Annotated in this window: 11 protein-coding genes; 3 read left to right on the forward strand and 8 right to left on the reverse strand. The window is 34.8% G+C overall.

Annotated features, from left to right (window positions below; genetic code table 11):
• Positions 1 to 90: 90 nt before the first annotated feature.
• The 4 genes from SH601_RS09690 to SH601_RS09705 all read right to left on the reverse strand — a co-directional run bounded on the left by SH601_RS09690 (position 91) and on the right by SH601_RS09705 (position 7,453).
• Entirely contained in the window at positions 91 to 915 is an 825-nt protein-coding gene (locus SH601_RS09690; protein WP_319958090.1) for a MerR family transcriptional regulator, read from the reverse strand.
• 437 nt (positions 916 to 1,352) lie between these two features.
• Positions 1,353 to 2,969 (reverse strand): gamma-glutamyltransferase, encoded by a 1,617-nt coding sequence (ggt, locus tag SH601_RS09695; RefSeq protein WP_319958138.1) that lies wholly within the window; start codon positions 2,967 to 2,969, stop codon positions 1,353 to 1,355.
• 1,446 nt (positions 2,970 to 4,415) lie between these two features.
• Positions 4,416 to 5,195, reverse strand: coding sequence for an aminoglycoside 6-adenylyltransferase (locus SH601_RS09700; protein ID WP_319958091.1), 780 nt, complete (start codon positions 5,193 to 5,195; stop codon positions 4,416 to 4,418).
• Between the two features lie 284 nt (positions 5,196 to 5,479).
• Positions 5,480 to 7,453 (reverse strand): glycoside hydrolase family 31 protein, encoded by a 1,974-nt coding sequence (locus SH601_RS09705; protein ID WP_319958092.1) that lies wholly within the window; start codon positions 7,451 to 7,453, stop codon positions 5,480 to 5,482.
• 147 nt (positions 7,454 to 7,600) lie between these two features.
• Between SH601_RS09705 and SH601_RS09710 the strand changes: the two genes are divergently transcribed.
• The gene (locus SH601_RS09710; protein WP_319958093.1) at positions 7,601 to 8,461 is read left to right on the forward strand and encodes an AraC family transcriptional regulator; all 861 of its coding nucleotides are present in this window, start codon (positions 7,601 to 7,603) and stop codon (positions 8,459 to 8,461) included.
• A gap of 479 nt (positions 8,462 to 8,940) precedes the next feature.
• Here the strand turns inward: SH601_RS09710 and SH601_RS09715 are convergent, their stop codons facing one another.
• From SH601_RS09715 to SH601_RS09730, 4 genes are all read right to left on the reverse strand, one after another.
• Positions 8,941 to 9,927: a glycoside hydrolase family 43 protein gene (locus SH601_RS09715; RefSeq protein WP_319958094.1), complete on the reverse strand. Its 987-nt coding sequence runs from the start codon at positions 9,925 to 9,927 to the stop codon at positions 8,941 to 8,943.
• A gap of 324 nt (positions 9,928 to 10,251) precedes the next feature.
• Entirely contained in the window at positions 10,252 to 10,818 is a 567-nt protein-coding gene (locus SH601_RS09720) for an ANTAR domain-containing response regulator (protein WP_319958095.1), read from the reverse strand.
• A complete protein-coding gene (locus SH601_RS09725; protein WP_319958096.1) occupies positions 10,815 to 11,891 on the reverse strand; it encodes a sensor histidine kinase in 1,077 nt (358 codons plus the stop codon). Before SH601_RS09725 ends, SH601_RS09720 begins: the two co-directional genes overlap by 4 nt.
• A gap of 755 nt (positions 11,892 to 12,646) precedes the next feature.
• Positions 12,647 to 13,492, reverse strand: a complete 846-nt coding sequence (locus tag SH601_RS09730) for a protein kinase domain-containing protein (RefSeq protein WP_319958097.1) — start codon at positions 13,490 to 13,492, stop codon at positions 12,647 to 12,649.
• A gap of 650 nt (positions 13,493 to 14,142) precedes the next feature.
• Here SH601_RS09730 and SH601_RS09735 point away from each other — a divergent pair.
• Both SH601_RS09735 and SH601_RS09740 read left to right on the forward strand, forming a co-directional pair.
• The gene (locus SH601_RS09735) at positions 14,143 to 15,243 is read left to right on the forward strand and encodes a pectate lyase family protein (RefSeq protein ID WP_319958098.1); all 1,101 of its coding nucleotides are present in this window, start codon (positions 14,143 to 14,145) and stop codon (positions 15,241 to 15,243) included.
• Between the two features lie 665 nt (positions 15,244 to 15,908).
• Positions 15,909 to 16,055, forward strand: a complete 147-nt coding sequence (locus SH601_RS09740) for a hypothetical protein (RefSeq protein ID WP_319958099.1) — start codon at positions 15,909 to 15,911, stop codon at positions 16,053 to 16,055.
• Positions 16,056 to 16,071: the final 16 nt, after the last annotated feature.

The following is a 16,071-nucleotide window of genomic DNA, read 5'->3' on the forward strand; positions in this document are numbered from 1 at the left end:
CATTACAACCTTTCCTCCCTTTTTTTCATTTTGTCTCCCTCTACAATTGTTAGTATAAAGGTTGACGTTATGTCACAGTCAATAAAGCGTTTACATTTTACAAATTGGAACACTTACTAAAATGTGCTGCATGTCTTGATTCTCTTCTACTACATTCGCAATGACAATACCGATAATATCACCTGCTAGTTTCCAGTTATGTTCTTTCATATATTGGAATGGTTCTTTTAACAGGGTTTCTTTCAAATTGATAGAAAGCTTATTTTTTTCTAGATTTACCGGTAGTTTAGCGAAGCTTAAAACGGATGTTTGTTCTTCATATCTTTCCGTATATGCACTATCATGCATATTAAACCGTTCTAAATCAGCCATTTTTATAGCCCAACCGGCGTTTAACGTGATTTGACCCTTTTCTACATCTTCTTGTCGGATTATATAAATTCTCTGTACTTCAGGTGAACGATATAAATAAGCTTGTACAGTAGCAAGTCGTTCTGGTTCATTTAATATTTCCTCACCACTTTGGTAGAGAACATATGAAAAAGCTACACTATTTCTTATATAACATTGCTGCGAGGAGCGGGCTACTTTTTTCATTAAGACTAAATCATCTTTCATTCTATGACTTAAGCCAGTTAAATAATCTATCTGCTCATCAATCTCTTTTGTTCTCGCTTCAAATGCTGAGATGAAACCTAACATATCGCTATTTTTCATACAAGCTATATCGGTATGGGTAAATCCGTACTTTCGTAGTAATCTTATGTTCATAAACTTTGCTATATCGGCTTCTCGATAATACCGATAATTATTTTTGGATCTTTTTGGTGTAATATAACCCATTTTCTCATATCTTCTGATTGTATTCGTTGAAACGTTGAGAAGAGTAGATAGTTCACTAATCGTATATTTCATAAGATCCTCCCACCTATATTTCGATTACTTTACGTTTTTTATATTATAGCTTTCATTTTAGTAAGTTGAAATAGGCGGTAAGTCGCTATTGTTAGCTTTATTTTAGCAGATGAATGGCTACTAATTCATGAACATTTAAGCCCATTACCTAAATAAATTTTATAAGAGAGACGATCTGGGCATTATGCGTCTTTTTTACTTACTAATCGGTTCCATAATTAATAAACAGTATCTTTGTACTATCAGCAAATAATAATAATTGTTCCTTTACGAATTAAAATTTCTAAAGTTAGAATCGGTTAGTGACAGGCGGCATCAAAACCATAACTTATGAAGGTAAGCTGCTATTAGTAGCTTTTTACCTTTATTAAAACTGTTTAGTTTCGATCTTTAAAAGAAGACGACAGCTAGTCCTATCGTCTTCTCCATAATCACTATTAATACCCGACTGCAGCTCCATCTCCACGTGGATCAGCTCCATCATGCTTAACTCCTGTATTTGGATCAATTAAAATAGCTCCAGCATGTCCCATTGTATCTGTGTAATCCTCCAGTTTGTTCACTGGATGACCGCGGTCGATTAAATCATTTAGAACGGTATCGTGAATTCTCCCTTCCATCTTAAGATCATTGGAGGAAGCACCCCATGTACGTCCGTGTAACCATCTAGGTGCTTCAATTGCATCTTGAACACTCATACCAAAGTCGATTATTCGAGTTGCGATTGCTGCTTGCGTTTGAGGCTGTCCTTCTCCTCCCATTGTTCCATAGACAAGATAAGGTTTTTCATCCTTAAATATCATTGCTGGAATTAAAGTATGGAAAGTACGTTTTCCAGGCTGTAAATGGTTAATATGCTCCTCATCTAATGAAAAGAAGCTTCCACGATTTTGAAGTAGTACCCCTGTATCTTTTGCAACAATTCCTGAACCATAATCGTGATAAATACTCTGGATAATAGAAACTGCATTACCCTCTTTATCAACAACACCGAACCAAACCGTGTCCCCTTTGGGATCAAGTGGTTTAACTTCTGTTGCCGCGACTTCCATGTCAATACGAGCTGCTAATTCCTCACCATGCTCTTTAGAGAGTAACTCACCTACAGGAATATCGACAAACTCTGGATCAGTTAACCACTCATCGCGATCTGCAAAAGCTTGCTTCGTTGCCTCAACTAGTAGGTGGTAATAATCCGCCGTTCCCTCTCCTAAGTTTTGAACATCATAATTGTTTAAGATATTTAATATAGAAAGAGCTGCAAATCCTTGTGTATTCGGAGGGAAATTGTATGCAGTATGGCCACGATAATCAACTGAAATAGGATCTACCCAGTCAGCTGTATGATTTTTAAAATCATCCATAGTCAATATTCCTTCGTTTTCTTCTAGGTCGGCTATAATATTTTCTGCAATTTGCCCTTTATAAAACTCATCAGCCCCGTTCTCAGCAATTATCTTCAAGGTTTTAGCGAGGTCAGACTGTGTAAGAACCTCTCCTTCCTGGTAAGATTCACCATTTTCTTTTAAGTAGATGTTAGAAAATTCATCAAAACGTTGAAGATTTCTGAATTCTTCATCATCTGGATCAATATTAATATTCGTCCAGTATTGTTGACTTGGTGTAACCGGAAAGCCTTCTTCTGCATATTTAATGGAATCTTCTAGCGCTCTTTCCCAAGAAAGACTGTTACTCATCGTAGATTGAGCATATTGGTAAGCCTGATCCCATCCCGAAATAGCCCCTGGAACCGTATTAGCCCCTAGATATCCTCTTGATGGGATTGATTCAAATCCTTGTTCTCTATAAAAATTAATCGTAGCTTTCTCACCAGCACGTCCACTTGCATTTAATGCTTGTAACTCCTCCGTTTCAGCATTATAGATTAACCAAAAATTGTCCCCTCCAATTCCGTTCATATGAGGATAGACAACCGCTAATGTTGACGCTGCCGCTACGGCCGCTTCAACCGCATTTCCTCCATCTTGCAATACATCTAATGCTGCTTGTGATGCTAAATAATGAGGTGTTGTCACCATGCCATCAACTCCCATTGTCGTTGGGCGCTTGGCAGAATCACTTGCTACAGAAACTTCCTCTCCCTCTTTAACCTCAACAGGTTCTGCGATAGTTTCTTCTTGATTCGTACAACCAACCAGTCCAAATACTACCAATAAAATTAATAAACATACTGTAATACACTTTTGCATTTCACTCATACGTAGCCTCTCCTCTGTGACAAGTTTTTACATTTTTATCCATCTAGATAAATTTGATTATAGTAAAATTTGAAAAAGTGAACATCTACCACGTGAGATTTTCTGACAAACTTTTTCTACAGATAGAAAGATACTAAAATCTTCGAGGAAGGATGTTTGGCTGAGATATGGATATAGACTGTATATTTTGTCGGAATATTACTTTGAAAGTAATCAGCTCTTAGATAGGTATTTTTTCAACAGTATATTTGTACTGAGCAGCAACTGGGTCTGTTGTTTTCCTTTTCTTATGGACTGGTATAAGGTGACCGATATAGTCTATATAATAGATGGTGATAATTCTCCTCAGCATGTTCAGGACTTTTTAGTAGAAATCGGGGAGCTAAATGTACCGCTAGTTAAATACGTCGTTATTACGCATGCACATTGGGACCATTTCCTAGGAATGAATTTGATACAATAATTATAGTTAATAGTCAAACAAACAAATTGATAAAAAATAGCAATGTCTATCCTATGACGATAGTTCACTACAAAAGTATGTGACTACTAATCAGATGAGCGCTATGTGTGTGGATTATACAAACTGATATGCCTAACAGGGACAGTTTTAAGTTGAAATTTCCGAATGTAATCTTTGAAAATAAATTAACTATTGATTTAGATAATATAGTTTGCATTCTTGAAAGTATCAATAGTACTTATACAGAAGACTCTACTATCATCTATATTCCTGATGAAAAAAGTTGTTTTTTTGAGTGATTGTGCATATGGTACAACCACAAATTCTTTATTTCATTACAAGCAATCACTGTTATTGCCTATGATTAAAGACATTCAAAAATATGATAATGAATTATTTTTCATAAAAGCATTTGTTAATGACCATATTATTCAGTCTCTATAATTCTATAGAATACATCATTCAAATATAAACAGTAGCCATCTCATTTAAATTTAAAATGAGATGGCTTTTAATTGCTTGATAAAGCTCTGTGTTTTTTAGTAAAATGCCTAGTTTTATTGTTCAAATACGCTCTAGAAACTCGCCTTCTTTTGTTCAACTAACCTGCCCATTCAATATCTTCACCATTAGATTTTAACATCATATTCCAATTACTCATCTACAAAAAAGACCACCAAATTTTAATAATAGTTTTGTTCAACTTTTGCATTCGTTAGCTTACAAGAAAAATAACAAGCACCCTGTTTCGGATGTCTACTACTATCATAAAACTTTGCCGAATATTTGTTCAACCCACTCAAGATTTTCTTCAATTTTCACTTTTTCACATAAACTTTTATGTACTTTTTTAAATTCAGGGACAATTTTTTTATTACCTCCATAATTTCACTCGGCTCTCTATTGCTTTGCCAATCTGCTAAAAGTGAAAGTTGCCAACTCTCCAACTTACTGCTCTTACCTTCATATTTTGCCCAGTCTCCAAATGTATTAGGTTGTAATCCTTTATCCATATACCAAGCAGTCACCATAGACATTCTTACATTATCCAAGCAACTTAGAGCATAATACAGTTCTTCTCTATTTACCCTCCGATAAACTTCATGAACATATGCAAAAAATTTAGTTCTCCATAAATCAACTTCTTGCACATTTGGACTATAATAAAGTTTCTTTGATTTTTCTAAAACTTCTTTCATAAATCCAGTCTTATCATAAATGATACTAATACTTTGTAACCATACAGATGGTTGAATATCTTTTGTTTTGTAATAAAATGTATCAACCTTTATAAAGGTATCATAATGAGCAACACTATAAGTTGTCGAAGGAAAATCTTCAAAATACAAAACTTCCCCCCATCTCTTAGCTCTCTCTTTTTTGTTCAACCTATATTCCTCAAACACTCCGTCTTTAACGATAATACGCAAATCAATATCAGAATATAAATCTGTATTTTGATTTGCTATCGACCCTCCATAAAAAACAGCTAATACATTTTTATCATTTAATAAGTCTTTTTCAATTTCCTTTAACATTACTTTACGATACTCAGGAAGTTGTATATCCCTCTCATAATGTTTATTTGGTAATCCCACACATAAAGACACCCACTCCTTTAATAAGTTTTGTCATAAGTGTAAAACCTTTTCTTCAATTCTACTGACCGTTAGTTTAAACGAATAACTTCATATTATCTCAAACCTCCATACTAAAATCATATCAGATGATAACGAATTATCGTTCATATTTTACACAATTATGAAAATTTTAGATTCGTAGTGATGGTCAATTAATCATCTTCTAGATGTTTATATTATTATAAGTACTCTTTAAGTGCCTTTCACTGGCAAACCTAACATATCAATCTCCTTTTAACCATTTAATCAGCTACAATCGGTAAATCCGCCCCATTCTTTAAAAACAACGGTATTCGTTCCAAAGGAGCTTCAACGGTGATATATTTTCCACCTTCATACGTTTGTCCAGAATACGGATCTATCCACTCTGCATCGCTTGGTAAATATACACTACGATTTCTTTGCCCTTCACTCAATACAGGAGCGACTAAGATATCTGGACCAAACATATATTGATCATCAACATCCCATGCTTGCTGATCGTTTGGAAAATCATAGAATAATGGGCGCATTGGAGGCGTTCCTTTTTCATGTGCTTGCTGCATTAGCTCTGAAATATAAGGACGAAGACGCTCACGTAAGTGTAAATACTCCTTAAAAATTTCGTATGCCTCTTCTCCGTAACTCCATACTTCGTTCGCCGCACCACTATGACATTGACCTCCACCAGTAGTTCCGATCGGTTTCTGCATGGGCATTCTATCGCCATGTAATCGGAATACAGGACAAAATACTCCATATTGGAACCAACGAACAATACATTCACGGAAAGAAGGGTCATCAGGATTCCCTCCATGGAAGCCTCCAATATCCGTTGTCCACCATGGGATACCTGCAATAGCCATATTTAACCCTGCGCGAACCTGATTACTTAGAACCTTAAAACTAGAGTGAATGTCACCAGACCAAGCAAGAGCGCCATAACGTTGGCTACCAGCCCATACGCAACGAACGAGATTCATAATATTTTCTTGACCTTCCGCCTTCATTCCATCATAGAATGTCTGGCTGTATTTACTAGGATAAATATTACCTACTTGTATGCTAGAGCCAAGATGATAACGATAAATATCGTGGTCATATACGGTAAACTCTGGTTCTGCCTCATCTAACCAGAATACTTTTATTCCTTTATCATAATAATTTTGTTTAATCTTACTCCATAAATATTTACGAGCTTCCGGGTTAGTTGCATCGAATATTGCATTTTGCCCTAAGAATTGAAATTGAGTGCGAACACCTCGATCCGAACGAACAAGATATCCTTTTTCAATCATTTCCTGATAATTTTCACTTTCAGTTTGCACTGTTGGCCATACGGATATCATCAGTTCAATCTCCATCTCCTTAAGCTCTTTTACCATTCCTTCTACGTCAGGCCAATATTCAGGGTCAAACTTCCAATCGCCTTGGTTTGTCCAGTGGAAGAAATCAACGACAATAACAGAGATAGGAAGTTTTCTTCTTTTATACTCTCGTGCAACTTCCAGTAACTCTTCTTGTGTTTGGTATCTCAATTTACATTGCCAGAAACCCATCCCATAGTCAGGCATCATAGGTACAGTTCCGGTAACAGATGCATATGATTCTTCTATTTCTGCTGGTGTATCTCCTGCGGTAATCCAATAATCCAATTGCTTAGTGGAATGTGCTGTCCATTCTGTAACATTTAGATTAAAGTTTACACGTCCCACTGCAGGATTATGCCAAAGCATACCATATCCTAAGCTAGACATAACAAATGGTACACTTGCTTGACTATTTCGGTGTGTTAACTCTAACATACAACCTTTAAGATTAAGAAAAGGCTGTTGGTATTGCCCCATTCCATATAGCTTTTCCTTTGGATCAGACTCCAGACGAAGCGTTAGTCGATAGTCGCTACTTCCTGGGTGTGGAATTAATTCCCTACCACCGTACTTTAATTGGTAAGTGTTTTCTGTTTCTCTTAATAACACTTTACCGTTTTGATTATAAAAAGTCACTTGACCATTACGCTTTATTTCTGCTTTTATTTTGCCATTTACAATCGTTGAAGCATCCTCATCAATCGTAATTTCTGTTTTTATGCCATCTGTAGGCAAAAGCGCCCAATCGGAATCTTCTATTGTCGTGTATGATGCACGTACTCGTAGAGAATTCTCTCCCCACGGCTCAATCCATAATTTTTCTGAATCAAATTCTCTAACAAGCCGATTTCCATTTACTTTGAACATAATACCATTCTCCTTCCTGACAAATAAGTATGTTTACTCCGAATGAAAAGCATATTACAATTTAATTATACTTAGCATAAAATGAATTATATACATAGGAGATTCTGAAATACTCGTACAATATTACGATTTTGGGGAGATTAAACAATGGAGTTTACATTATCAAAGAAAGAGCATACAGAAATACCTGACCAAATTTTTCCTATAAATATTTTTTATATTCATTATACTGGCCCTCATATCGTTCCACTTCATTGGCATGAACATCTAGAATGGATAATTATCGCTAAAGGATCGTTCCGTGTTCAAGTAGGTTCAACATTCGAGGACTTACAGGAAGGGGATCTCACCTTTATAAACAAAAAACAAATACATTCAGCTTTTCCAAAATCATCGGATAGTGAGCTATATGCAATCGTTTTTAATGAAGCATTGATTAGAAACACCGGGTTAGACAACACAGAAAATAAATACATATCCCCCTTGCTAACCAACGATGTAAGCATCCGCACCTATTTCAAAGCGGATGAACCTGAATCAGACATCATAAGAGAGTGTTTAATGAAATTAAAGAATGCCTATTCGGAAGGGCCATTCGGTTATGAATTGTTAGTGAAGGCAAGTCTACTGGAATCCATAGCCTATATTTTTCATAAGGCGGAACAAACTCCCCTTCTGAACCGGAATCAGGACAGAGGATCTATTGAACCGGTTCTCGTACATTTGAGCAATCATTTCCATGAGCCTCTTTCCGTTAAACAAGCAGCAAGCATGTGTTGTATTAGTCCTAATTACTTTTGTTCTCTCTTTAAGAAGGCGACTGGCAAAACATTAATAGAATACATGAACATGCTACGTATTCAAGAAGCAGAACGTTTACTTCGGACGCATAATTACACGGTGCAACAAGTAGCCTTCGCAGTTGGATATACAAACTTAACTTATTTTGGAAGGGTCTTTAAAAAATTGAAAAATGTATCCCCTAGCAATTATTTAAAAAACAATTGAAATGGGGTCTAACCTCGATATAGACATTAATCCATATAGAGTGTCAGACCCCATAGTTTACTTTGCTAAGCCTTTTTTAAAGAATTTCCCTACCTCTTCATGCGACATGACCTAAAAGTACCCTTGTCCCCAAATGACAATTGTTGCTTTGTAAGAAGATTTATTGTTGTTTATTTTCTGCTTCTTCAGTAATCACCTTAATAGCTAAACTATCTCCGAGTACAATGTATATATGTCAATGACAATATGTACATTTTTGATTGTTTTATAATGTACAATCCCCTCAGATATAAACTATCAATTATGCATTAGCTTTCCTTCTCATTTTCTAAATAGGGAGGGGAATGTTCCAATCCTAATAGTATAGATTCTTGCTAATATAGTCATTCGTGTTTTTTGACCAAAAGACTTCAATCTTACATTCTACGGTGCGTACTAGCTCAAGAAGACAATGTTCTTTGTATTAAAGCTATCCGAATTCATTCTACAATTTTAGTTGTCTTGGGTGTCCATCTATCATCAGGAAGCGGCTTACCAAAGATAGGATTCCCTTTATCGTCCCACTCGACTTTTTGCGCTCTTGCTTGACGGTTCGGATCGAATAAAGGTTCTCCAACCAATTCTGTATAGTTACGTGAATGATACACTAAAATTGTATCTTTACCATCTTCAGATTCTGTAAAGGAATTGTGTCCTGGCCCGTATTGTTCATTTTCAGGAGCACTTCGGAAAACAGGCTCCTGACTTTTTGACCAAGAGTTGGGATCTAATAAGTCACCATCAGCATCTGCAGTTAAAATTCCCATACAATAGTCTACACCAGTAGAACTACCTGAGAAGGTAATAAAAACCTTCTCACCTTTAGCTAAAAAGGCAGGACCTTCATTGACCCAATACCCCTTAATTTCCCAGGGTAATTCAGGTTTTGTCAGCATTACTGGCTGCGTTAATAGCGTCCATGGATTTTTCATTTTTGCAATGTACAAGTTTGAATGTCCCCTGATTTCTAAGTCTTGTTGAGCCCAGACATAGTATTGCTCTCCCTTGTGATTGAAGGTCGTAGCATCCAATGCGAACGTTGACATTCCAGTCTTTATTTCACCTTTTTCTGTCCATGTTCCTTCTAATGGATTATCTGATTCATTTTCGATCACATACATTCTATGATTAAACGTATTATCATCAATATTTCTATCAGGAGCTGCAGCAAAATAAATATACCATTTACCATCTATACGGTGGAGTTCAGGAGCCCAAATCAATTCACTTAATGGTCCTGTTTCATGTTTCCACCAAATTGTAACTTCTTCAGCATCATGCAATTCGTTTAGTGTTTTAGCTCTTCTCAACACAAGACGATCAAATAAGGGGTAAGAGCCCGTGAAATAGTAGTAACCGTCCGTATGTTTATGAATGAATGGGTCTGCTCGTTGTAATACAATTGGATTTAATATTTTTTCTGTCATATTAATACACTCTCCTTTTGTTTTTTAGTGACTGTTGTGATTTATACTAGTTTTGATACAGTTTTAATACTAATTAAACCATTAAACGCCTTTCTTCAGTCTGTAATTTTGCTATTCGTAAAGCTAAATTAGTTGCACAGCTCCTCACTAAGTTGGGGACTTACAATAAGGTTACTCGTGCTAGTTCCCTAATCCACTACTCACAATATAATTATCCATCACATATTCACCTCCTTAAAGAAAAAAGGCGCTTTAAATTAATCCCCACTTTAGGTAAGGATCAATTCAAAGCGCCATTGCTTTGTTTACTTATAAACTTGTCGTTTAGCGTGATAGAATAGTTTCAGCTAGTTTTATAAGAGGGATATGCCTTTCCATGCTTTCCCTCTGCATTTTACGATAGGCCTGTTCTTCTGTACAATCCAATTTTACCATTAAGATACCTTTTGCTTTTTCAATAACTTTCCGTTCGGTGATTTTCGATTCTAGTTTTCCAATTCTATCATGCAATTGTAACTCTTGTATTCGTTGGTTTAATGCAATTTCAACAGCTGGAATTAATTCTCTTTCCTTTAATGGTTTCAGGATAAATGCATTTATACCAAATTCCTTTGCATTTTGAATAATTTCATCATGACTATATGCAGTCAATAAAAGTATCGAACAGCTGGAGAATCCTCTTATAACTGAAGATGCTTTCAAGCCATCAACATTAGGCATTTTAACGTCCATAATAATTAAATCAGGATTTAGTTTGTATGCCCTTTCGATAGCCTCTTCGCCATTTCTAGCCTCTCCTACAACATGATAGTTTTTTTCGCACAATATCTCTTTAATATCTAATCTAGTAATGGGTTCATCATCAACTACTAAAATTTTAGGTTGATTCATTTTATCACCTTGCCTATTGGAAACGTTAGCGATATCTTTGTTCCTCGATTCGAATGAAATACAGAAATAATACCATCTAATTCTTCTTCTATTAAAGACTTCACAAGTTGTAATCCAAGGGAGGATGATTGGTTTGAAAATAAATTAGCGTCCATCCCACTTCCATTATCTGAAATAATCAAGTAAGCCATTTGTTTCCTACTTTTTATTATAATTTCAATCATCCCGTCATTACGAGAATGAAAAGCATGCTTTATACAATTTTGAATTAGTTCGCTTACTATAAGCGCAAGAGATGTTGCCTTATCAGATTGCAAGAATAGTGATTCACCCTCGACAGAGAAATGAATTCGTTGACTTTGTTGACTGGACAAAGAAATTAGTAGCCTAGCAATTTGCCCCATTACAAATTTAGCATCTACCTCTTCCAATCCATCTTTAGCCAAATAATCGTGTACCATTGCCATACTTGAAATCCTTGATAGGCTATCATTAATCACTTCCTTCACCTCGTTTGACGAAGAGCGCCTCATCTGCAAGCGAAGTAAGCTAGAAATAACCTGTAAATTATTTTTCACTCTATGATGTATTTCTTGTATCAAAAGTGACTGAATCAGTTTTTGTTTCTCCTTATTACCCTCGGGTTCCATAAGCGATTTTATCTTATGTTCATTTCGGATAATCTGTGAGATATCTTGCTCTTTGACTAATACAGCTATTGTTTTCCCTAACTTATCTGTGATCGGAACAATATCTTGCTGCATCACAATATTTTCCTGCGAAATCCCTCTAGAACCAATTACAGATTTGTTGTTTTTTAGACTGAATAAAACACCGGGTTCCGTTTCTTCAGATATAATCTGGCCTAATACACTTTGTTTATAGAGAGAAGCTGCCTCACCCGGATGTGCTTCTGCAACTACTATTGCTTTACCTTCAGGTAATAGACAATCAATGAATATATCTGCTTGAGAAATATCAGCTATTTTTTGTAAGTTTCTAACCATATCCAGAATGATATCGTAATGTTCTTGAGAGAGGTTAGAAACCGGATTCAAATTAAATGAAATCATATATTGGTTCCTCTCTTTATCTAAGAGATTAATACCTAATCTAATAACTTACTATAATAATAACACATTTAATTTATTTATTCAATACATTAAACAAAAATATAATGTAATTAATGAATTTATTAATGTTACACCAAACACAAATGGTTCCAGTACTCCGATAACAATAAAAACAAGAGGAAAATTCAGTCTTTAATGTTTCCATCTACCCAATTATAAATGACATTCAATTAACATTTACATTAATAAATGATGTAGAATGTCATTATTCCCTTATTTAATATTCTTTAGTTCAAGAGACTTTTATTTTCTTCACCTGTGAACAAAATAAAAATCCCTATCTTAACTATAGTAGATTGCTATTGCTATGTCTTCAGCCTTCTTTTTTCTTTTGCTAGACTTTTATCTACATTCTTCTGATTGTCTAGCACAGTAAGCGACAAATACATTGAAGACAATCTAATTAAAAAGAATTATCTGCGTAATTTTCAATAGTATTTTATACTACACATCAACAGACAGAGCTTGCTCAACCCATGCTCCCGTTAATTTAACTACATTCTTTCATAAAATTAGTACGATTGATATGTTTTAATACGCAGTATCTTTGTACTATGCAGCAAAAGATCAGCTGCATAGGATAGTTTTTCTTCAACTAAAGCCCCTGTTACTTTAAGTACAATTCTTCACAATGAGTAATAACTTGAAAAAGAAATGGGTGATACCTTTTCGAAGTATCACCCATAGCTTTATTATTATTTTAAAGCGATGTTCCACGCTTCATAAAATTCTTTAACAGTTGAGTAACGATTATCTCGCTCTTTTTCGACAGCTTTAATTGCTACCTCATATAATTTCTTGTCAGCTTCCCACTTTGAAAATGAGTGATCTATTTCGCCACCTAACAACCCAAATGCTATTGCTCCCATTGTAAAAACATTGGTCTTTGAATCAATAGGACTTCCTAGAGTAAACTCTTCTGGAGATTTAGATCTTGTAGCACCCCAAAAATGCTCCCCTAAATCATTTACAGAAGGTGTTTTACGATAAAAATCTATATCACATATTTTTGTTTGATGATTTTTAAAATCGTATAAAATACTTCCATCATAAAAATCTACGGCAACATATCCTTGTGATTCTACATAAATATGAAAAGCAAAAATTGTATTAAGGGCATCAATTCGTTTTTTAATTTCAAGATTCTTAAAACGATAGAACGGTGACTGTGGGTGAGTATATTTAGGTATTTCAGCAAAAGACCAGTGAGAATGCAGGCATTCACCTTCAAACCATTCAAATACTGCTGCATATCCATTTTCAATGGGGAAATGGTCAATTAGTTTTATTAAATTTGGATGTTCCAATTTTTTATAAACTGGTATTGCCTTTATCAAACGGTCAACTGCATCTTTTGGATTACCAGAAAAGTCCATTGGTTTTGCTCCAGCATATTTGACGAAGAACTTTTTGTTGTTTTTTTCTAATCCGAAACTAATATTTCCTGAATCTTGTTCATCGAATACGCAAAAAACATCCCCTAAACTATTTACTTTGTCGATTGCAATTGTAATTAAATTCTTTTGCTCTACATTTTCCACGATTATGATCCTCCTATTGATAGGGATCGCGTAGTTTATAGGGGCAATGATACGTTCACCCTTTTAATTGAATGCAACCCATTAAGTATCATTGTCTTTTTCATAAAACAACGCCTCCTTCCAATCGCTTAAAGTAAATTATACCATTTTTTAGTCATATGTAGTTTAGATTATTAAGTAAATTCAATCTATTGCAATTCTTTTCTTATTAAGCTAACCTGCCTCGTTGAAGTGAATAAATTCACAATGTCACATATCTTCACTCTTAAATCATACCAGAAGATAAAGAGTAATTCTTCTGATTTCCAATTTTGTTGGAAATACTTACTTTATTGCGCAGTATAGGTCAAATATGAAAGACGACCACCCAAAAAGTGATCAAGATTCACCGATTAGATTTAATTACTGTAAGACACACATTTATTACTATGTTCTGTAGAAAAGCATTCCTTTAAGAAAGCTTTAGAATTTTTACCATGTGATTAAAAATAAGGAAAATTCAATAAAATGGATAATATGTTAAAAAAGTTACATCATACTATATCAATCCAATAGATTTTTTGTTACAATAATAATGTAAGCGATTTAATTTTATTTATAAGGAGGTGAATCTAGTTTTATCATAACAAATTAAAACGGAGGGAAGGATAATGATGAAAAAATGGGTTAGACAATTTTTTGTGTTGACGTTTATTATTTCTATTTTCGTTGTGGGAATTCCAATTGTCAGTGCTGCTACACCATCTGTTCAAAACGCAGATTTTAACACACCGTTGGGATATGCCTCAATGAATGGGGGTACAACAGGTGGACAAGGTGGTAGAGTGGAATATGCTAGGACGGGTTCACAGCTTCAACAAATCATTGATAATCGTAGTAGAAGTAGTAACCCAGATGAACCTCTTACCATCTATGTAACAGATACGATTACGTTACAAAACTCTTCGATGGATAAAATCGAAGTGAAAAATCATCGTGGGCAAGCTCATCCAATACGTAATATTTCTATTATTGGACAAGGAACAAGTGGAGAATTTGATGGTATTGGTCTCAGATTAATCAATGCTCATAATGTCATTGTTCAAAATTTAAATATACACCATGTACTTACAAGTTCAGGAGAAGGAACAGCTATTGAGGTTACAGAAGGTAGTAGAAATATATGGATTGACCATAATGAGTTTCATAGTGAAATTGACGGCAATAACAATCGAGATTTATACGATGGGCTTGTTGATATCAAACGAAATTCTGAATACATTACTGTATCTTGGAATAAATTTGAGAATCACTGGAAAACAATGCTTGTTGGTCACACGGATAGCTCATCACTAGCACCAGATAAAATCACCTACCACCACAACTTTTTCCATAATCTTAATTCTAGGGTGCCACTAATACGCTTTGCTGATGTTCATATGGTAAATAATTACTTTAAAGATATTCGTGATTCAGCGATCAATAGTCGTATGGGGGCAAGAGTGTTTGTGGAGAATAACTATTTTGACAATGTTGGCTCTGGTCAAACAGACCCTACTACAGGGCATATCAAGACAGCTGTTGGCTGGTTTTATGGTAGTCCACAGACTGGTTATTGGAATTTAAGTGGCAACCAATATGTTAACACGCCTAACAGTCATCTAACTTCTACAACAAATTTTGTACCTTCTTATCACTTCAATGCTCAATCAGCTAGCGATGCAAAACAAGCAGTAGAACAGTATTCGGGAGTAGGAGTTGTGAACCGTTAAAGACAGTCATATCTGAGAATGATAAAATATCATTAATCCCAACTAAGATTATGGGTCGTAAAGAAATAAGCCAGATGACATTTTTTAATTTCGTATCTGCCATTGGCATTGGTTCCATTGTTGAAGAACCTTGATTACCTCTTAAATTTTATTGCATTTTTGGTGGCTACAAATTAAAGGTTACTGCCTTTTATCGCAGAAAAGGTACCCGTTAGTTCAATATAAAAACTTACAAAGTTTATTTTCTATTACTATTCCTTTTAAGTATTTTAATTATTATTAGCGATGGGATACCTATCAAAATACAATATCTCACCAAAAGTTCTTTCAACAGGAAAACTCTTTCGAATAACAGATAACAGATACAAATAATCAAATCTCTTCTGAGTTCTACCAAATAATTCTTTTATGTCGCAAAAAATAAAATGCGTTCTTGTTTATTATGACAAGAACGCACCGATATGAAATGGTAGGTTATTTGGTATACTCATTTTTAGTATAGCATGTGTTTTTTAAGATTTTCATTGAAAAATCTTGACAAACTATTAGCTGGTTTAGCATTCCTGTAGTGCCTTAATTTCGAGTTTGATAAAAATAGAGCCCCTCAGTAAGATGAGAGTATAGATACCACTCTAAAACTCAAAATCTAAGGAGGAAGCTCTTATATGAAGTTTAAAATGCAAGACAAACAAAATCAACTAATTGAAAGAATCTCAACACTTCACAATACCGGAAATTTCTATACAAAAATCATACCAGAAGATAGTAAGGATTTGGGTTTTTTCAAAAATTATTTGCTACGCAGTATTTAGTCAACTAAGAAAGACG

Origin of the sequence: Gracilibacillus pellucidus (assembly GCF_033949965.1) — a bacterium.
GTDB lineage: Bacteria > Bacillota > Bacilli > Bacillales > Amphibacillaceae > Gracilibacillus > Gracilibacillus pellucidus.